This window comes from Streptomyces sp. NPDC034043 (assembly GCF_055575675.1).
Genome location: NZ_JBVISF010000012.1, coordinates 44,800 through 62,730, shown reverse-complemented (window position 1 = coordinate 62,730; position 17,931 = coordinate 44,800). Strand labels below are relative to the sequence as shown.

The following is a 17,931-nucleotide window of genomic DNA, read 5'->3' as shown; positions in this document are numbered from 1 at the left end:
CCCGCTGCCCATGGAGCGAGAGTGGCCCGCAGTGCGAGCACCTGACCGAACCGCTTCTCTGGTCCCCGCGCGCAGGGGGACGCCGGAGGCCCTCACGGGGCACCCGGCGGGAGGAAGGGGAGGCCGGACGGGGCGCCCCCTTCGATGAGGGCCAGCAGCGCGCGGGTGTCGGCGTGTTCCTCGATCAGGTCCCCCAGCAGGTCCAGCTGCTCCTCCCGCAGGGCGGCGAAGGAGGTGTCCGGGGCCGGGACGAAACGCCGTCCGGCCGCGACCGCCACCTCCCGCAGGAACGCCCGGCGGAAGCCGTCCGACTCCAGCGAGCCGTGCCAGTGGGTGCCCCACACCGATCCGACCCGGCACCCGTCGAGGAAGGGCTCTCCGCCCAGGACCTCGGCGACGCCGTGGTGGATCTCGTAGCCGTCCACCGGCTCGCCGAGGGCGGTACCGGTCGGCCGGGCCAGGGTCTTCTCGGGCGCGAACCGCACCCGGACCGGCAGCAGCCCGAGGCCCGCCACCGAGCCCGCCCGGGACTCGACCTCGTCCTCGATGTGCTCGCCCAGGGCCTGGAAGCCGCCGCAGATGCCGAGCACCGGGCGCCCCTCGGCGGCGCGGCGCGCCAGCGCGTCCGCGAGTCCCCGCTCCCGCAGCCACTCCAGGGCCTTCACCGTGCCGCGCGTACCCGGTACGACGACCAGGTCCGCGTCGGCCAGTTCCTCGGCCCGGTCCACGAACCGCACGACCACGCCCGGTTCCGCCGCCAGCGCGTCGACGTCGGTGAAGTTCGACATCAGCGGCACCGCGCACACCGCGACCCGCAGCACGTCCTCGCCGACCGGCGGTGCGACCACGGACTCGCGCACCGCGCCGCGCAGGGAGACTCTCAGGCCGTCCTCCTCGTCGATGCCCAGCCCGTGCCGGTAGGGCAGCACCCCGTACGTCGCCCGTCCGGTCAGGCCGCGCAGCATCTCCATGCCGGGCTCCAGCAGGGAAACGTCACCGCGGAACTTGTTGACGAGGTATCCGGCGATCAGCGACTGGTCCTCGGGGGACAGCAGGGCCGTCGTGCCGAAGAAGGAGGCGAAGACCCCGCCTCGGTCGATGTCACCGACCACGACCACCGGGAACCGCGCGGCCCGGGCGATGCCCATGTTCACGATGTCGGTCCGGCGCAGGTTGATCTCGGCCGGACTGCCCGCCCCCTCGCAGATCACGGCGTCATACGTGCCCCGCAGCTGCTCCAGGCAGTCCGTGACGATGCCGAGGAGCTGTTCCTGCCGGCCGCCGTGGTAGCCGCGGGCGCTCATCTCGCCCACCGGCTTGCCGAGCAGCACCACCTGGCTGCTGCGGTCGCTGCCGGGCTTGAGCAGCACGGGGTTCATCAGCGCGGTCGGCTCCACCCGCGCCGCCTGGGCCTGCATGGCCTGGGCGCGGCCGATCTCGGCGCCCTCGCGCGTCACGAACGAGTTCAGCGACATGTTCTGCGCCTTGAACGGGGCCACCTTCACGCCCTGCCGGGCCAGCCAGCGGCAGATGCCCGCCGTGACCACGCTCTTGCCCGCGTCCGATGTCGTACCCGCGACCAGCAGTCCGCCGCCGCGCTTCGTGCCGCTCATCTCCCCGCCCTCCTCGTGCGGCAGCCCTCGCGTGCGCGGGCTGCCAGCGTCCGGGCCGCCACGCAGGCCCCCAGCGCCAGCCAGGTCACCCGCCGTGACAGCCGTACCGCGCGTTCGATGTCCGCGACCTCCACGGGCCGCCCCCGCTCCCCGTTCAGCACCGCGCGGTGCTCGACGCGGCCCCCGTAGGACAGGGTCCCGCCGAGCCGCACACCGAGCGCCCCGGCGAAGGAGGCCTCCACCGGCCCGGCGTTGGGGCTGGGGTGGGCGGCGGCGTCCGCGCGCCAGGCCCGTACGGCTCCCCGCCGGTCGGGGCCGGCCGCCACGGCGGCGAGGGCCGTGAGCCGGGCGCCGGGCCAGCCCGCCACGTCGTCGAGGCGGGCGGAGGCCCAGCCGTAGCGCAGGTAGCGGGGCGACTTGTGGCCGACCATGGCGTCCAGGGTGTTCACGGCGCGGAAGGCCAGCAGCCCGGGGACCCCGGCGACGGCACCCCACACCAGGGCCCCGACCACCGCGTCGGAGGTGTTCTCGGCGACGGACTCCACGACGGCCCGCGCCATCTGCTGCTCGTCCAGGGCCTGGGGGTCGCGCCCGCACAGGTGGGGGAGCCGCTCCCGGGCCACCTCCGCGTCCCCGGCGGCGAGCGCCCCGCCGATCGCGCGGGCCTCCCGGCCCAGCGAGGTGCCGCCGACGACTGCCCAGGTGGCCGCCGCGGTCAGGGCGATACGGGCCGCCGCGGGCCGGGAGCGCACGGCGCGCGCGCCCAGCGCGCCGGCGGCGGCGGCGCCGCCCGCGCAGAGGAGGGTGTGCAGGAGGCCCCGCGCGCGGTCGTCGCGCCACAGGGCGCCCTCGACTGCGGCGGCGGCTCGTCCGAAGGCGGCCACGGGGTGCCCCCGGCGCGGATCCCCGAGGATCCGGTCGCCGATCAGCCCCGCCGTGACGCCGTACGCGAAGACGCGGTCGGCACGCATGGTGGCAGGTATGTCCTCACTCAGGGTCCGCGCCCTGGTTCGACGTGTCCGGCGGCGAGAGTTCCTGGCTCCCGGGGCGCACGCGTCGCGTGAGCTCCTCGGTGACAGTGGCGGGACCGCGCCGGATTCGCACCGGACTTCCTCTCCATGCCGCCGTATTGGCTCGGGCAGTCCACCACGGCCTGCGAACGCCCGTCAACTTGCCGTTGACCTGGTGGGACGGACGGCGGAGAAGGGGCACGGGTGCGCGAAAGCTCCCTCCCGGAATCCCGGAGGGAGCTTTCGTACGCGGTGCGCCGGTGTCAGCTGACGATCAGGTAGATCCCGTAGGCCACGGCCGCCGCGCAGAGCGCGAAGCAGGCGTAGGCGCCGCTGCGGGCCAGGCCGGCCGTTCCGCCCTGCTCGGTGGCGGTCTCGTGCTTGGAGAGGCCCACCAGGCCGAGGGTGAAGAGGGCCACGAGGGCGACGGTGGCGGAGAGGCTGACCCCGAAGACGGAGCCGAGTGCTGCCCAGTCGATCTTCATACTGCCGTTTCCTCTGTCGTTCTCGGGCTCAGACCGCCGCGGCCGGAGCCGTGGGGGTCGTCGGAGCGGCCGTCGCGGCCGGGATGGTGGCCTTGAGGTCCTCGTCGGTCACCGCGGCGGTGGTGCCGGCGGCCGGCGGGACGGCGACGGCGGCCATGGCGGTGGTGACCACGCCGGGCTGCTCGGCCCCGGCGAGGTCGGTGTCCGTGGCGTTGACGTTGGTGTGGTCGACGACCTGACGGCGGGAGATGAGCCAGATGGCGACGCAGGAGGCGACCAGGAAGACCGTGACGGCGGCGACGCCGACGTCACCGGTGCGCATGACCAGCTCGGCGCCGGCGGCGACGAGGGCGGCGGCCGGCAGGGTCAGGCCCCACGCGATGAACATGCGGGTGGCGGTGGACCAGCGGACCACACCGCCCTTGCGGCCCAGGCCCGCGCCCATGACGGCGCCGGAGCAGGCGTGCGTGGTGGAGAGGGAGAAGCCGAGGCTGGACGAGGCCAGGATGACGCTCGCGGCCGAGGTCTGGGCGGCGAAGCCCTGCTGCGGCTGGAGGTCGGTCAGGCCGGAGCCCATGGTGCGGATGATGCGCCAGCCGCCCAGGTACGTGCCCAGGGCGATGGCCACACCGGCCGAGACGATGACCCAGACCGGCGGGTTGGAGCCGGGCGCGAGCGCGCCGCCGGCGACCAGGGCCAGGGTGATGATGCCCATCGTCTTCTGCGCGTCGTTGGTGCCGTGCGCGAGGGAGACCAGTCCGGCGGAGGCGATCTGGCCGGCCTTGTAGCCCTTGGCGGAGGTCTTCTCGCCGACGTGGCCGTTCAGCTTGTACGTGAGCTTCGCGGCCAGCATCGCGGCCACGCCGGCCACGATCGGGGCGGCGACGGCGGGAATGAGCACCTTGGTGACGACGACGCCGCCGTTGACGGCGCCGAGGCCGGCGGAGGCGACGGCCGCACCGACCAGGCCGCCCATCAGAGCGTGGGAGGAGCTGGAGGGGAGGCCGACCAGCCAGGTGACGAGGTTCCAGAGGATCGCGCCGACCAGGGCCGCGTAGATCACCTCCGGCTGAATGCCCTCCTCGTTGACCAGGCCCTTGGAGATCGTCTTCGCGACCTCCACGGACATGAACGCGCCGACGAGGTTGAGCACGGCGGACATGGCCACCGCCGTCTTGGGCTTGAGGGCGCCGGTCGAGATGGTGGTGGCCATCGCGTTGGCTGTGTCGTGGAAACCGTTCGTGAAGTCGAACACGAGAGCGGTGATGATCACGATCCCGAGGAGAAGCGTTATGTGCTCCATTTACCCAGGCTTCTGTTTGGCGTCAGTGGCACGGCGACCGTAGGCAACCTGGGTGAACGGAAGATGAACTGACGCGGGCGGCACGGTGTCCCCACGCGCCACACCATCAGGCCATTCGTCCCGATTCTTTCGCAGCCATCCCGGTTCATGCACGTCAAAGGGGGGTGAACGGATCCCTCCGGGCCGATCGGACGCCCCGCGGAGCACCGCCCGCCGGCCCCCGGAAGAGAGGTAGATCACTCCTCCCGGGGCCGCCCCCGGCTCGGGGTGCGCCATTCGCGGAACGATCTCCTCCGGTGGCCCCCGCGCCGTCGCGCGCCGAGACTGGAACGGTGCGTACCGCCACAGCGACGGCAGCGGCCGTCACCACGACCCTGATCGGTGCCGGAGCAGCCGCGGTCGCGGCCGGCCGGTACGCCGCCGACGCCGCCCTGCGGCCCGAACCCGGCCGCCCGCTGCCCGGCGGCCCCCGCCTCACCGTCCACTCCACCGGCCCCGGCCGGGTGGTCCTCACCCGCTCGCTGGCCTCCCTGCGCCCCGGCGTCCACGGACTGGAGGCGCCCGGGGCGCACGCCGTGGTCGGCTCCGTCCTCACCGACGTCCCGCACGACGCGGACACCGTCGTACGCCGCCTCCTCGCCGTCACCCACGGCAGCCTGACCCCCGGCACGCGGGTCGCCCTCACCCCTCAGGTGCACCGGGGCGACCCGCGCACCGCCCTCGGGCTCGACCACGCCGACGTGGACGTGCCCGGGGAGCTCGGCCCGCTCCCCGCCTGGTTCCTGCCCGGCGCCCGGGGCACCTGGGTGATCACCGTCCACGGGCTCGGCACCGGCCGCGAGCACCCGATGGTGGTCATGCCCTTCCTGCACCGCCACGGTCTCCCCGTGCTCGACCTCGGCTACCGGGGCGACCTGGGCGCCCCCGCCTCCCCGGACGGCCTCGGCCACCTGGGCGAGTCGGAGTGGCGGGACCTGGACGCCGCCATCCGCTACGCCGTGCGCTACGGGGCCCGCCGCGTGGTCCTGTACGGCTGGTCCACCGGGGCGGCCATGGCCCTGCGCGTCCTGGAGCGCTCCGCCCTGGCCGGGCGGGTCTCCGGGGTGGTGCTGGACTCGCCCGTCCTGGACTGGCACGCCACCCTCCGCGCCCTCGCGGCCGGCCGCCGCACCCCGGCCCCGCTGCTCCCGCTCGCGGTCCGGGCCGCCGAGGGCCGCGCCGGGCTGCGCGCCGACCACCTCGCCCCGGGGGCCGACCCCGGCGCGCTGCGGGTGCCCGTCCTGGTCTTCCACGGGCCCGCCGACGCGATCGCCCCCTGGGAGCCCTCGCGCCGGCTCGCCGCCGCCCGGCCCGACCTGGTCACCCTGCACACCGTCATGGACGCCGGGCATGGGGCGATGTGGAACGCCGACCCGCTGCGGTACGAGGAGGCGCTGCGGCGCTTCCTGACCCCGCTTATGTGACGTGCGGCGCGGCGCCACGGTGAAGGGCCCTGGGGCGGACGGGACGGGGTGGGTGATTCATCCCGGTTCCTCCGCCCCGTGACCTGTGGAAATGACCGGTTCCGTTTGGGCTTTCGGCCAGTGACGGGCGAGACTGCTTCCGTGACGTCCCGAAAGCCTGATGAGCAGTTGGCTCGCGACTCCAGACTCCGACTCGTCTCCCAGCGCTCCGTCGCCACGGCGCGCAAGGCGGTGACCGACCGGCGAACCCGGCCGGCCACCCGGCCCCCGGCGGGCACCCCCGCCACGGCAGACCTGGCGAACCGCGCCCGCGCCTCCCTCGCCGACGCGGTACGGCTGGCCCGCTGGGCCGAGCTGAACCTCGGCGCGGGCGACGGCGGCCGCCCCGCACCGGCGGGCGCGCTGCCCGCTCCCGACGTCGAACGCGCCGCCGCGGAACTGGGGCTGACGCACGGCCAGATCCAGGTCGGCTGGGACCGCGCCCGCCTCTCCGGCCTCGTCGAGGTGCACGGCGGACACGCCCGGCCCGGCTGGCGGCTGCGCGCCTGGGGCCGCGACGACACCGCCGTGCTGCGCGGCTGGGTCGCGCTCTTCGACGCCTGGTCGCTCGTCCACCCGGCCCCCGCGGACATCGCCCCCTCGGCCGTCGCCGAAGTGGTCGAGGCCATGCCGCAGCTGCTGTCGCTGCTCCAGCTGTCCGCCGGCCCGGTGTCCGTCCCGGACCTCCTCGACCTCCTCGGCCAGCGGGTCACCGAGCTGCGCGGCGAGCGCTGCGAGATCCCCTACGGCCCGGAGCCCGCCACCGGCTCAGCCACCGCCGAACCCCGGCCGCTCCCGCTCGCCCGGCTGCTGCGCTGGGCCCTCGGGGGACTCGCCGCCGTGGACGCCGTCACCCTCGGTCCCGCCCGGGCCACCCTGACCCCACTCGGCAGCTGGGCCGTGTGGGTGAAGCTCGAGCAGATCTGCGTCGCCGCGCAGAGCCCGGCCGGGAACATCGAGCAGTCCGCCGCCGCCATGCTGCACGGCTGCGCCCGGCTCACCCCCGGACCGGCCCGCGCCGAGTACCAGGCCTGGCTCGCCGCCCGGCCCGTCGGCCACGCCGTCAGCGAGCTCCTGCACGCCGCCCGCGGCGAGGACGCCCTGCTGCGCGGCCTGGCCTTCGAGGCCCTGCGCGTGGTCGGCGCCCCCGCCGAGCCCGAGGTGCGCGCGGCCCTGCGCGAGCCCGCGCTGCGGCCGTACGCCCTGCTCTGGCTCGCCGAGCACGACGGGGCCGACCCCGACGACGCCCAGGACGTCCTCACCCCCGAGGAGTCGACCTGGCTCTGGGTCGACACGGCCGCCGCCATCGCCGACCACGGCGAGGCCGGCCTGCTGGCCCGGCACCTCGACTCCGCCGTCCGCACCACCGTCCCCCGGCTGCTGGACGAGGTCCGCGCGGTCGGCCACCCGCGCACCGTGCAGGTCCTGGTCGCGCTGGCCGCAGCACACCCCGACCCGGCCCTCGCCAAGGCGGTCCGCCGGGCCGCCTTCCAGGTCCACACCGGCGGCGCGTAGCCCGCGGGGGAGCGGGAGCGGCGGCAAGGGCGGCGGCGTGCCCGCCGCGGGTCTCAGACCTGCGGCGCGTACGTCCCGAAGCTCCAGATGTTGCCCTCGGCGTCCCGGGCCATGTAGTCGCGGGAGCCGTAGTCCTGGTCGGTGGGCTCCATCAGGACCTCCGCGCCGTGCTCGACGGCCCGCCGGTGGTGGGCGTCGACGTCCTCGACCACGACGTAGACCCCCGAGGGCCCCGCGTCGCCCATGGCCTTGTCGAAGACCCCGCCGGTGCCCTTGCTGCCCAGCATCACCACGCCGTTGCCGTACGCCAGCTCCGCGTGCACCACCGAGCCGTCCTCACCCTCGTACACCGCGACCTGGCTGAAGCCGAAGGCCTCGGTCAGCAGCTTGATGGCCGCCTTCGCGTCGCGGTAGACCAGCGCGGGGCAGATGGACGGAACGCCTGCCATGACGATCACTCCCTCTCGTGACGGTGACCCACGTCACAGCATGGCAGGCGCCGCCGGCAGTCAGCGGAAGGTGTTGCACTGGGCCATGTCGCCCGTGCGGTAGCCCTGGTGGAACCACTGCTGGCGCTGCTCGGCCGAGCCGTGGGTCCAGGACTCCGGGGTCACCCGGCCCTGGAGCCTCTCCTGGATCCGGTCGTCGCCGACCGCGGCCGCCGCGTCCAGCCCGTCCCTGATGTCCTGCTCGGTGAGGCTGGTGATCAGCGGCCGCCCGGTGGACTCGTCCGGCGTCCTCGTCGCGTTGTGCGCCCACACCCCCGCGTAGCAGTCGGCCTGGAGCTCGACCTTCACCGCGTTGCTGTTCGCGCCCTGCTGCCCGTCCTGGGCCCGCTGGAGAGTGCCGGTCAGGTTCTGGACGTGGTGCCCGTACTCGTGGGCGACGACGTAGGCCTGGGCGAAGGGGCCGCCGCTCGCCCCGAACTTCGTCCGCAGCTCCCGGAAGAAGTCCAGGTCGAGGTAGACCTGCCGGTCGCGCGGGCAGTAGAAGGGGCCGACCGCCGCGGTGGCGGCCCCGCAGGCGGTGTTCACCCGGCCGGTGAAGAAGACGGTGGACGCCGGGCGGTAGGCGCCGCCGCGCTTCTGGAACTCCTGCCTCCAGAAGTCCTGGGTGCTGTTGACCACCGCGACCAGCCGGCAGTCCTCGCGCGTGTTGGCGTCCCGTCCGGTCCGGCAGGACTGCTGCACCTGGGCGGCCGAGGAGGAGGTCGCGGCAGGCTCCGGACTCCCGTCCGACAGGCCCAGCTGCTCCGGGCCCACGCCGAAGAGCAGCCCCAGCACCAGTGCGATCAGGCCGACGAGCCCACCGCCGATCGTGGCCCTCCCGCCCGGGACGCGGCTGCCGCGCACGTCCTTGACCTCGGACGTGTCCAGATTGGCGTTGTCGTCGAACTGCATCCCGCACCGCCTCTATCGGTGAGACCGCAGGGACGGCCCGGCCGTCCCTGCGGCGAGTATCAACCCGTTCATCCTGATGCGCGCCCCGGGGCGCCCGCGTGGCCCGTGCGCCGAACGGGGGACGGGAGGTCCCGAAAAGTGGTTGCGCGCCCCCGGTAGAATGAATCCCATGGCAAATCTCCTCGCGGATTAGCGGCGTCGAAGCAACGCGCGTCCTGCCCCCACTTCCGCCGTCCCCACCGCCCTGGAGTATTTCCGTGATCACCGCCACCGGCATCGAGCTGCGCGCCGGCGCCCGCATCCTCATCGAGAACGCGTCGTTCCGCGTCGCCAAGGGCGACCGCATCGGGCTCGTCGGCCGCAACGGAGCCGGCAAGACCACCCTCACCAAGTGCCTCGCGGGCGAGGGCCAGCCCGCCGGCGGCACCATCACCCGATCCGGTGAGGTCGGCTACCTCCCGCAGGACCCGCGCACCGGCGACCTCGACGTACTCGCCCGCGACCGGATCCTGTCCGCGCGCGGGCTCGACGTACTGCTCCAGAAGATGCGCGCCAACGAGGAGCGCATCGCCACCGGCTCCGGCGCCACCCGCGAGAAGGCCCTGAAGCAGTACGAGCGCCAGGAGACCGAGTTCCTCACCAAGGGCGGCTACGCCGCCGAGTCGGAGGCCGCGACCATCTCGGCCGCCCTCAGCCTCCCCGACCGGGTCCTCGGCCAGCCCCTGCACACCCTCTCCGGCGGTCAGCGCCGCCGTGTCGAGCTCGCCCGGATCCTCTTCTCGGACGCCGACACCCTGCTCCTCGACGAGCCCACCAACCACCTCGACGCCGACTCGATCGTCTGGCTGCGGGACTACCTGAAGAACTACCGCGGCGGCTTCATCGTGATCTCCCACGATGTCGACCTGGTCGAGACCGTCGTCAACAAGGTCTTCTACCTCGACGCCAACCGCTCCCAGATCGACGTCTACAACATGGGCTGGAAGCTCTACCAGCAGCAGCGCGAGGCCGACGAGAAGCGCCGCAAGCGCGAGCGTCAGAACGCCGAGAAGAAGGCCGCGGCCCTCAACGCCCAGGCCGACAAGATGCGCGCCAAGGCCACCAAGACGGTCGCCGCCCAGAACATGGCCAAGCGCGCCGACCGGCTGCTCTCCGGCCTGGAGGCCGTCCGCGCCTCCGACAAGGTCGCCAAGCTCCGCTTCCCGGACCCGGCGCCCTGCGGCAAGACCCCGCTGACCGCGGAGGGCCTGTCGAAGTCCTACGGCTCGCTGGAGATCTTCACCGACGTCGACCTGGCCATCGACAAGGGCTCCCGCGTGGTCATCCTCGGCCTCAACGGCGCCGGCAAGACCACCCTGCTCCGCCTGCTGTCGGGCACCGAGAAGCCCGACACCGGCACGGTCGTGCCCGGTCACGGCCTCAAGCTGGGCTACTACGCGCAGGAGCACGAGACGCTCGACCCGGACCGCACGGTCCTGGAGAACATGCGCTCCTCCGCGCCCGACCTGGACCTGGTCGAGGTGCGCAAGACGCTCGGCTCCTTCCTGTTCTCCGGCGACGACGTGGACAAGCCCGCGGGCGTGCTCTCCGGCGGCGAGAAGACCCGTCTGGCCCTGGCCACCCTGGTCGTCTCCTCGGCCAACGTGCTGCTGCTCGACGAGCCCACGAACAACCTCGACCCGGCCAGCCGCGAGGAGATCCTCGGCGCGCTGCGCACCTACAAGGGAGCGGTCATCCTCGTCACGCACGACGAGGGCGCCGTGGAGGCCCTGGAGCCGGAGCGGATCATCCTGCTCCCGGACGGGGTCGAGGACCTGTGGGGCCCGGACTACCGGGACCTCGTCGCCCTCGCCTGAGCCCCGCCCGACCGCCTCCGCCGGGTTGATCCAGTTCCTTATGGATCATTCGGCTCAGGCGTGATCCATCATCTGAGTGAGACGGTCTCGTACCGTCGCGCTCTGTACGACGGCCCTGGTCGCGTCCTTCCGGATGCGCGACCGGGGCCGCATTTTTACCCTGACCGGCCCCTGACCTGGTGATTCCCGTCGGCGGTGGAGAAATGTGACGGAGGTCATGCGACGGAAGAGGAGATTCCGTTCTGCTCGGGTGTCCACGGCCCGGGAAATGCCGTGGCACCGACCTTGCTGAATGGGTGGCCAGGAAGCCGGGGAGGGGTGATCATGAGAAGTCCAGAGCGCACTTCCCACGAGGAGGCACGGGTGGCCGAGACTCTGAAGAAGGGCAGCCGGGTGACCGGCGCCGCGCGCGACAAGCTCGCGGCAGACCTGAAGAAGAAGTACGACTCCGGTGCGAGTATCCGGGCGCTGGCCGAAGAGACCGGCCGGTCCTACGGATTCGTCCACCGGATGCTCAGCGAGTCCGGAGTCACGCTGCGCGGTCGCGGTGGCGCGACGCGCGGCAAGAAGGCGGCTGCGGCCTGACCCCGGCCGTCAGGCCGGGGCCGTACCGAAGACCGCTCGACAGCTCCGTTCTCTTACACGCTGTCTGATCCGTGCTGTCTGTTTCATCCGTTCCACGCACGGTACCTTCGGTGACCCCCGGTCGGCCCCGTGGCCGGCTGGGTGGTTACTGTGCAGTCACTTAGGCCGAGTATGCGGCCACGACTGCACACCGGAGGCACCAGATGGCTCTGCTCGACAAGGATGGCGTACGGCTCACCATCGACGACACGGTCGCCACGGTGACACTGACCAATCCGGCCAAGCGAAACGCTCAATCCCCCGCGCTCTGGCGGGCGTTGGCGGAGGCCGGACGGTCGCTGCCCGGCACCGTCCGGGTGGTCGTGCTGCGCGGCGAGGGCAAGTCCTTCTCCGCCGGGCTCGACCGCCAGGCGTTCACCCCCGAGGGCTTCGAGGGCGAGCCGTCCTTCCTCGACCTGGCGCGCGGTTCCGACGAACTGCTCGACTCCACCATCGCCGAGTACCAGGAGGCCTTCACCTGGTGGCGGCGCAGTGACATCGTCTCCATCGCCGCCGTACAGGGCCACGCGATCGGCGCCGGCTTCCAGCTCGCGCTCGCCTGCGACCTGCGCGTCGTCGCGGACGACGTGCAGTTCGCCATGCGCGAGACCAGCCTGGGCCTGGTCCCCGACCTCGCCGGCACCCAGCCGCTGACCGCCCTCGTCGGCTACGCCCGCGCGCTCGAGATCTGCGCCACGGGCCGCTTCGTGCACGCCGAGGAGGCCGAGCGGGTCGGCCTCGCCAACCTGGTGGTCCCGGCCGGCGAACTGGACGCCGCCGTCCAGGACCTCACCACCGCCCTGCTGGCCCCGGCCCGCGACGCCGTCATCGAGACCAAGGCGCTGCTGCGCGGGGCCCCGTCCCGTACCTACGACGACCAGCGCGCCGCCGAGCGCGCCGCCCAGGCCCGCCGCCTGCGCGACCTGGCGGGCCTGTCCGACTGAGGCCGTGCGCACGCACGCCCGGAAGGCCGGAACGGCGGGACCGTTCCGGCCTTCCGGCGTAGTTCCCGGAGCGCCGGGGACCGTACGCGCTTACCGTGGTCGGGAGACTCCCCTTCCTAAGGACGTCCCATGACCGATTCCGCAGAGACGGGCTTCGCCAAGGACCCCGCGGACCGTGGCCGCACCAGCATCGCCGACGGGGTGGTCGAGAAGATCGCCGGGCTGGCCGCCCGGGAGGTGGTCGGCGTCCACGCCATGGGCAGCGGCAGCGGACTCTCCCGCACCTTCGGGGCCGTCCGCGACCGGGTCCCCGGCGGAGCCAAGGCCGCGGCCGCCCGAGGCGTCAAGGCGGAGGTCGGAGAAGTCCAGACCGCCCTCGACCTGGAGATCGTCGTCGACTACGGGGTGGAGATCCGCGAGGTCGCCCGGGCCGTCCGGGAGAACGTCATCGCCGCCGTCGAGCGGATGACCGGCCTGGAGGTCGTCGAGGTCAACATCGCCGTCAGCGACGTCAAACTGCCCGACGAGCCCGACGACGAACCGGACTCCCGGCTCCAGTAGCGGGCCCGGAAACGGAGAGGAGCCACGCGATGAGCATGGCGATCGCAGGCCTGTTCGCCGGCATCGCCCTGGCGTTCGCCGGGTACTTCGGCGGCTTCGGGGCCTTCCTGCTGGTGGCGGCACTGGGCGCCATCGGCTTCCTCGTCGGCCGGTACCTCGACGGGGACCTCGACCCGGACGACTTGTTCCGCCCCCGCGGCCGGGACGGCCGGCGCGGGTGAGCGGCCGATGAGCACGCCCCGCCCCCTGCCGCCCCGGGTGCCGCCCGCCGAGCGGGGCGCCCTGCGGATCGCCGACCGGGTCGTCGCCAAGATCGCGGCACAGGCGGCCCGCGAGGCGCTCGACACCCTGCCGGGGGCCGTCCCGCACGCCACCGTCACCGTCCACCACGACATCGCGCGGGTCCGGGTCAGCCTGGAGCTGGACTACCCCTCCGACCTGGCCGCCCAGTGCGCGGCCGTACGCGAGCAGGTCGCCCGGCGCGTCCAGCAGTGCGCGGCGATGGCGGTCCCCGAGGTGGCCATCGACATCGAGCACCTGCACTCCGCCCACACTCGGCCCGGCACCCCCGCCGGGCGGGACCGGCGGCTGCGGTGAGCCGGCCGCACCGCTTCCGGTCGCCGCGCAGGGGCCCGGCCGGGGTCGTCGCCCTGGTGGTGCTCGCGGTGGCGGGGCTCTTCGTCTACGACCTGGCCGCGGTACGCGCACACCGGCCCGGGATGCGCTGGCGGCGCGAACTGACCGCCCTGCTGGAGCGGCACACCCCGGCCGACGCGGAGGTACTGGCGGGCGGGGCGCTGCTGACCCTGGCCGGAGCGGTGCTGCTGCTGCTCGCGGTGGCCCCCGGGCTGCGCCGGGTGCTGCCGATGCGGACGGAGCCGGGGGTGCGGGCGGGCATCGGGCGCCGGGCCGCCGCGCTGGTCCTGCGGGACCGGGCCATGGAGGTCGCCGGGGTCCGCTCGGTCCGGGTCAGGGTGGGCCGTACCCGCGTCGGGGTCCGGGCCACCTCGCACTTCCGCGAACTGGACGACGTACGGGCCGACCTGGACGAGGTGCTCGCCGTCGGCATCGGGGAACTGGGGCTCTCGCGTCCGCCGCGGGCCCGGATCAGGGTCAGGAGGTGAGCGGCGTGCCGCTGCTGGGCGTGGTGAACCGGGCGGTGCTGGCGCTGGCCGGTCTGCTGCTGCTCGCGGCGGGCCTGTCGGTCCTGACGGCGTCCTGGCCGTTCGGCGGACGGCACGCGCCGCTGCTCGCGCGGCACCGGGACCTAGAGGGCGGGTGGTGGTGGGCGGTGTTCGCCGCGCTGGCGGTGTGCGTGCTGCTGGCGCTGTGGTGGCTGGCGGCGCAGCTGCGGCGTCCGCGGCTCGCGGCGGTGGCGGTGGACACCGGCGACGGGGACTACGCGCTGCTGCGGGGGCGCGCGCTGGAGTCGGCGGTGGCGGCCGAGGCGGCGGCCCTGGACGGCGTCGCCCACTGCCGGGTCGTGCTGCGGGGCAGGCGGGGTGCGCCAGCCCTGCGGGTGGCGCTGGAACTGGCACCGCACGCCGTGCCGTCGGACGCCCTCGCGGCCCTGGCCGGCCCGGTCCTCGCCCACGCCCGTACCGCGACGGGCCTCGCGTCCCTTCCCGCGGAAGCCCGCCTGCACGTCAGGCCGCACCCGGCGCAACGGGTCACGTGAACGGGGTGCCGGTGCCCTGGCCGGGCGGTTGGGGGGTGGCGGGGTGCCCTGCCGGGCGGGGTTCGGGTGCGGTGTAGTCCTGCCGGGTGGTCGCCTTGTCGGGCGGTGTTGCGGTGGGGTGGTTTTGGGTCGGGGGCGGTGCCGGGGTGGGGTGTCGTCCGGGGCGGGCTTCGATGTTCGGCGCCTGTTCCGGGTCTGAGGTGTACGGGGTACCGGGCGCCGAATTCATCTCGTTTTAACCCCGGACGACACCCCACCCCGTCCCCGTCCCCTTGCGTCCGTTGTCCGGCCGCCCGCCCGTGGTTTGCCCACGCAGGTGTGCTGCTCCAGCTCGGCCGGCGACTTCAGCCTCGCCGGCGTTTGAGGCGCGGGGGCCTGGGGGCTGGCCCCCAGGAGGGGGTCCGGGGCGGAGCCCCGGGGAACGGGCGAAGGGCGGGTAGGGACCGGCCCCGCGCAGCGGCACAGCGCACGCCGGCGGAGTCCGGCGGCTAGAAGCCGTGGCGGGCTCCGCCGTCCACCGGGAGCATCACGCCCGTGAGGTACGACGCCGCCGGGGAGAGGAGGAACGCCGCCGTGCGGCCGAACTCCTGCGGGGTGCCGTAGCGGCGCAGCGGGATGCGGGACTCGTGGCCCGCCCGGGCCGCGTCCGCGTCGCCGGACAGCGCGTCCAGCTCCCGCACCCGGTCCGTGTCGATCCGTGCCGGCAGCAGCCCGACCACGCGGATCCCGCGCGGGCCCAGCTCCACCGACAGGGACTTGGCGAAGCCCGCCAGCCCCGGCCGCAGGCCGTTCGAGATGGTCAGGCCGGGGATCGGCTCGTGGACCGAGCCCGACAGGACGAAGCCGATGACCCCGCCCTCCCCCAGCTCGGCCGCGGCCGCCCGGGCCAGGCGGACCGCGCCCAGGAAGACCGTCTCGAACGCCGCCGTCCACTGCTCGTCGGTGTTGCCCGCCGCGGTGCCCGGCGGGGGGCCGCCGACGCTGATGAGGACGCCGTCGAAGCGCCCGAAGCGGTCCCGCGCGGTGGCGAACAGCCGCGCCGCCACGTCCGGGTCGGAGTTGTCCGCCGCCACACCGACCGCGTTCGGGCCGAGTTCGGCGGCCGCGTCCGCCGCGCGCTTCGCGTCCCTGCCCGTCAGTACGACCCGCGCCCCGTCGGCGGTGAGCTCGCGCGCGGCGGCGAAGCCGAGGCCCCGCGTGGCACCGGTGACGACGTAGACACGGTCCTTCAGTCCAAGATCCATGCCGGACAACCTACGCCGAAGCGGGCTCCGGAGACACAGCCTTGGCCGCCGCCTCCTCGCGGTCGCGCTTCTCCCGCCGCACCAGCACCAGCCACCCCACCGGCACCGCCGAGGCGAAGAGCCACCACTGCACGGCGTAGGCCATGTGCGCGCCGATCGAGTCGTGGTCGGGGTCGGCCACCGGCTCGGGGCTGCCGCCGGCCGGTTCGGGCGCGGTCAGTTCGAGGTAGCCGCCGAGCACCGGCTTGCCCAGGGCGGCCGCCTGCTGCTCACTGTTGATCAGCATCACCTGGCGGTCGGGCAGGCCCTTGCGGTCCTTGATCCCGCTGCCGCCGCTGGTCTCGTCGGCCTTGAGCCGCCCGGTGACCGTGACCTGGCCCGAGGGCGCGGCCGGGACCGGCGGGAAGGCGCGCGGGTCGCCGCCGCCGGGCACCCAGCCCCGGTTGACCAGTACCGCCCGGCCGTCGTCCAGCACCAGCGGCGTCACCACGTGGAAGCCGACCTTGTCGCCGTTGGAGGTGCGCATCCGTACGACGACCTCGTGCGCGGAGTCGTACGTGCCGGTGGCGGTGACGGCCCGCCAGTAGTCGGCCCTCGGGACGGTGTGCCCGGGCGAGGTGATCTCGGTCACGGGTACCGGCTTCCCGTACAGGTTCCTCGCGATCAGCTCGTTCTGGGCGACCCGGTGCTCGTGGCGGTGGAACTGCCAGAACCCCAGCTTGACCATCACGGGGACGAGGACGAGGGCGACGAGGGTGAGGGACACCCACTGCCGGGTCAGCACAAAGCGGTACACGCCCACGACGGTACCCCCAGCGGGGAGGACCCCGGCGGCCGGGTGGCCCTCCGGGGTCCTGGCGGGGGAAGGGGGGAGGGGGTCAGACGTGGTCGACGATGCCCACCTTCCCCTCCGCGCGGGCGCAGTGACCGCCGCAGTACCACTGGCCCTCGACCTCGACGCCCTGTCCGATGATCTGGACCCGGCAGTGCTCGCAGATGGGCGCCATGCGGTGGATGGCGCAGGAGAAGCAGTCGAAGACGTGCACCGCGCCCTGCGCGTGCACCTCGAAGGACATGCCGTAGTCGTTTCCGCAGACCTCGCAACGTGCCATGCGCCGCATGCTCGACGCGGCGGCCGGACGGAACAAGATCCACCGGGGTGAGTCGCCGCGCCTGCACCCGGCCGGAGCAAGGGCCGTTACTCCTCCCCGGCCGCCGCCACGTCCCGCAGCAGCTGGGTGAAGGCCGCCTCGTCGACGATCGGGGTGCCGTACGCCTTGGCCTTGACCGTCTTCGAGGTCGGGGAGTCGGGGTCGTTGGTCACCAGCAGGCTGGTGAGCCGGGACACGCTCGTCGCGATGTGCAGACCCGCCTCCACCGCCCGGTCCTCCAGCAGCTCCCGGTCCACGGAGGTGTCGCCCGAGAAGGCGATCCGCATGCCCTGCTTGAGCGGCTTGCCGTCCTCGAAGCGCCCCGGGTTCGGGTACGGGCACGGCGGCCGCTTGCGCGAGACCCGCCAGTTGCCGCCGTTCCCGTACGAGGACTGGTAGCCGACGCGCGGAGTGGCGGGGGAGTCCGACCACTCGGTCAGCGGGCGGCACTCCAGCAGGGGCAGCCGTACGCCGTCGCGCGCGGCCGCGTGCAGCGACGGACGGAAGGCCTCCGCCAGCACCCGGGCGTCGTCGAGGGCGTGGTGGGCGCGCTGCTGGACCACGCCGTAGTGGGCGGCGAGGGACTCCAGCTTGTGGTTGGGCAGCGGCAGGTTCAGTTCCTTCGACAGGGCGATGGTGCACAGCCGCTGGCGCACGGGCGCGGTCACGGAGGCCCGCGCGTACTCCCGGGCGATCATCTGCCAGTCGAACATGGCGTTGTGCGCGACGAGCACCCGGTCGGCGAGCCGGCCCGCGAACTCCTCGGCGATGTCCTCGAAGAGCGGCGCGTCCTGGAGCATCGCGGTGGTCAGGCCGTGGATCCAGGTCGGTCCGGGGTCACGGCGCGGGTTGACCAGGGTGTACCAGTGGTCCTCCACGTTGCCCCGCGCGTCGAGCCGGTAGACGGCCGCGGAGACTATCCGGTCGTCGCGAGCGAGCCCGGTGGTCTCCACGTCGACGACCGCGTACCCCTGTGGGTACGCGGTCGGCCATTCCGCCTCTGCGGTCGTACGGTCGTAGAGCATGGTCACAGAGGATATCGGCA

20 protein-coding genes and 1 riboswitch are annotated in these 17,931 nt (G+C 73.9%); of the genes, 10 read left to right on the top strand and 10 right to left on the bottom strand.

Annotation, left to right across the window (positions count from 1 at the left end):
* Positions 1-92: 92 nt before the first annotated feature.
* The 4 genes from ACZ51S_RS25915 to ACZ51S_RS25900 form a co-directional block, all read right to left on the bottom strand.
* A complete protein-coding gene (locus ACZ51S_RS25915) occupies positions 93-1,613 on the bottom strand; it encodes a cobyric acid synthase (RefSeq protein ID WP_468479761.1) in 1,521 nt (506 codons plus the stop codon).
* A complete protein-coding gene (locus ACZ51S_RS25910; protein WP_468886910.1) occupies positions 1,610-2,584 on the bottom strand; it encodes a cobalamin biosynthesis protein in 975 nt (324 codons plus the stop codon). Before ACZ51S_RS25910 ends, ACZ51S_RS25915 begins: the two co-directional genes overlap by 4 nt.
* 58 nt (positions 2,585-2,642) lie before the next feature.
* Positions 2,643-2,728: riboswitch (cobalamin riboswitch) on the bottom strand.
* Positions 2,729-2,886: 158 nt separating this feature from the next.
* Positions 2,887-3,108 carry a hypothetical protein gene (locus ACZ51S_RS25905; RefSeq protein WP_388944581.1) on the bottom strand — a complete coding sequence of 74 codons (222 nt, stop codon included), beginning with the start codon at positions 3,106-3,108 and terminating at the stop codon, positions 2,887-2,889.
* A gap of 28 nt (positions 3,109-3,136) precedes the next feature.
* A complete protein-coding gene (locus ACZ51S_RS25900) occupies positions 3,137-4,411 on the bottom strand; it encodes an inorganic phosphate transporter (protein WP_388944584.1) in 1,275 nt (424 codons plus the stop codon).
* 332 nt (positions 4,412-4,743) lie between these two features.
* On the opposite strand from ACZ51S_RS25900, the gene ACZ51S_RS25895 reads away from it, so the two are divergent.
* Positions 4,744-5,874, top strand: a complete 1,131-nt coding sequence (locus ACZ51S_RS25895) for an alpha/beta hydrolase family protein (RefSeq protein WP_468479764.1) — start codon at positions 4,744-4,746, stop codon at positions 5,872-5,874.
* A 141-nt stretch (positions 5,875-6,015) separates the two neighbouring features.
* Positions 6,016-7,428: a hypothetical protein gene (locus ACZ51S_RS25890; protein WP_468479765.1), complete on the top strand. Its 1,413-nt coding sequence runs from the start codon at positions 6,016-6,018 to the stop codon at positions 7,426-7,428.
* Positions 7,429-7,481: 53 nt separating this feature from the next.
* Here the strand turns inward: ACZ51S_RS25890 and ACZ51S_RS25885 are convergent, their stop codons facing one another.
* Together ACZ51S_RS25885 and ypfJ are read right to left on the bottom strand one after the other, a co-directional pair.
* The gene (locus tag ACZ51S_RS25885; RefSeq protein WP_467888494.1) at positions 7,482-7,877 is read right to left on the bottom strand and encodes a VOC family protein; all 396 of its coding nucleotides are present in this window, start codon (positions 7,875-7,877) and stop codon (positions 7,482-7,484) included.
* Positions 7,878-7,937: 60 nt separating this feature from the next.
* Positions 7,938-8,828 (bottom strand): KPN_02809 family neutral zinc metallopeptidase, encoded by an 891-nt coding sequence (ypfJ, locus tag ACZ51S_RS25880; protein ID WP_468479767.1) that lies wholly within the window; start codon positions 8,826-8,828, stop codon positions 7,938-7,940.
* Positions 8,829-9,085: 257 nt separating this feature from the next.
* On the opposite strand from ypfJ, the gene ACZ51S_RS25875 reads away from it, so the two are divergent.
* The 8 genes from ACZ51S_RS25875 (at position 9,086) to amaP (ending at position 14,491) form a co-directional block, all read left to right on the top strand.
* Positions 9,086-10,684 carry an ABC-F family ATP-binding cassette domain-containing protein gene (locus tag ACZ51S_RS25875; RefSeq protein ID WP_388944598.1) on the top strand — a complete coding sequence of 533 codons (1,599 nt, stop codon included), beginning with the start codon at positions 9,086-9,088 and terminating at the stop codon, positions 10,682-10,684.
* Positions 10,685-11,047: 363 nt separating this feature from the next.
* Positions 11,048-11,269: a helix-turn-helix domain-containing protein gene (locus tag ACZ51S_RS25870; RefSeq protein WP_007263382.1), complete on the top strand. Its 222-nt coding sequence runs from the start codon at positions 11,048-11,050 to the stop codon at positions 11,267-11,269.
* 203 nt (positions 11,270-11,472) lie between these two features.
* Positions 11,473-12,252, top strand: coding sequence for an enoyl-CoA hydratase/isomerase family protein (locus ACZ51S_RS25865; protein ID WP_468479768.1), 780 nt, complete (start codon positions 11,473-11,475; stop codon positions 12,250-12,252).
* Positions 12,253-12,381: 129 nt separating this feature from the next.
* Positions 12,382-12,813, top strand: coding sequence for an Asp23/Gls24 family envelope stress response protein (locus tag ACZ51S_RS25860; protein WP_468479769.1), 432 nt, complete (start codon positions 12,382-12,384; stop codon positions 12,811-12,813).
* Positions 12,814-12,842: 29 nt separating this feature from the next.
* Positions 12,843-13,034, top strand: a complete 192-nt coding sequence (locus tag ACZ51S_RS25855; protein WP_388944608.1) for a hypothetical protein — start codon at positions 12,843-12,845, stop codon at positions 13,032-13,034.
* Between the two features lie 7 nt (positions 13,035-13,041).
* Entirely contained in the window at positions 13,042-13,410 is a 369-nt protein-coding gene (locus tag ACZ51S_RS25850) for an Asp23/Gls24 family envelope stress response protein (protein ID WP_468479770.1), read from the top strand.
* Positions 13,407-13,937 (top strand): DUF6286 domain-containing protein, encoded by a 531-nt coding sequence (locus ACZ51S_RS25845; RefSeq protein WP_468962091.1) that lies wholly within the window; start codon positions 13,407-13,409, stop codon positions 13,935-13,937. The genes ACZ51S_RS25850 and ACZ51S_RS25845 overlap by 4 nt, the downstream gene beginning before the upstream one ends.
* Positions 13,934-14,491, top strand: a complete 558-nt coding sequence (gene amaP / locus ACZ51S_RS25840; protein ID WP_468479772.1) for an alkaline shock response membrane anchor protein AmaP — start codon at positions 13,934-13,936, stop codon at positions 14,489-14,491. The genes ACZ51S_RS25845 and amaP overlap by 4 nt, the downstream gene beginning before the upstream one ends.
* 488 nt (positions 14,492-14,979) lie before the next feature.
* Here the strand turns inward: amaP and ACZ51S_RS25835 are convergent, their stop codons facing one another.
* The 4 genes from ACZ51S_RS25835 to ACZ51S_RS25820 form a co-directional block, all read right to left on the bottom strand.
* Positions 14,980-15,735 (bottom strand): SDR family oxidoreductase, encoded by a 756-nt coding sequence (locus tag ACZ51S_RS25835; RefSeq protein ID WP_468962089.1) that lies wholly within the window; start codon positions 15,733-15,735, stop codon positions 14,980-14,982.
* 10 nt (positions 15,736-15,745) lie between these two features.
* The gene (locus tag ACZ51S_RS25830) at positions 15,746-16,531 is read right to left on the bottom strand and encodes an SURF1 family cytochrome oxidase biogenesis protein (RefSeq protein WP_388944621.1); all 786 of its coding nucleotides are present in this window, start codon (positions 16,529-16,531) and stop codon (positions 15,746-15,748) included.
* Between the two features lie 82 nt (positions 16,532-16,613).
* On the bottom strand, positions 16,614-16,847 hold the full coding sequence (locus tag ACZ51S_RS25825; RefSeq protein WP_007263378.1) for a hypothetical protein: 234 nt from the start codon (positions 16,845-16,847) through the stop codon (positions 16,614-16,616).
* Between the two features lie 86 nt (positions 16,848-16,933).
* Positions 16,934-17,911 (bottom strand): DEDDh family exonuclease, encoded by a 978-nt coding sequence (locus ACZ51S_RS25820; RefSeq protein ID WP_468480091.1) that lies wholly within the window; start codon positions 17,909-17,911, stop codon positions 16,934-16,936.
* Positions 17,912-17,931 lie beyond the last annotated feature (20 nt).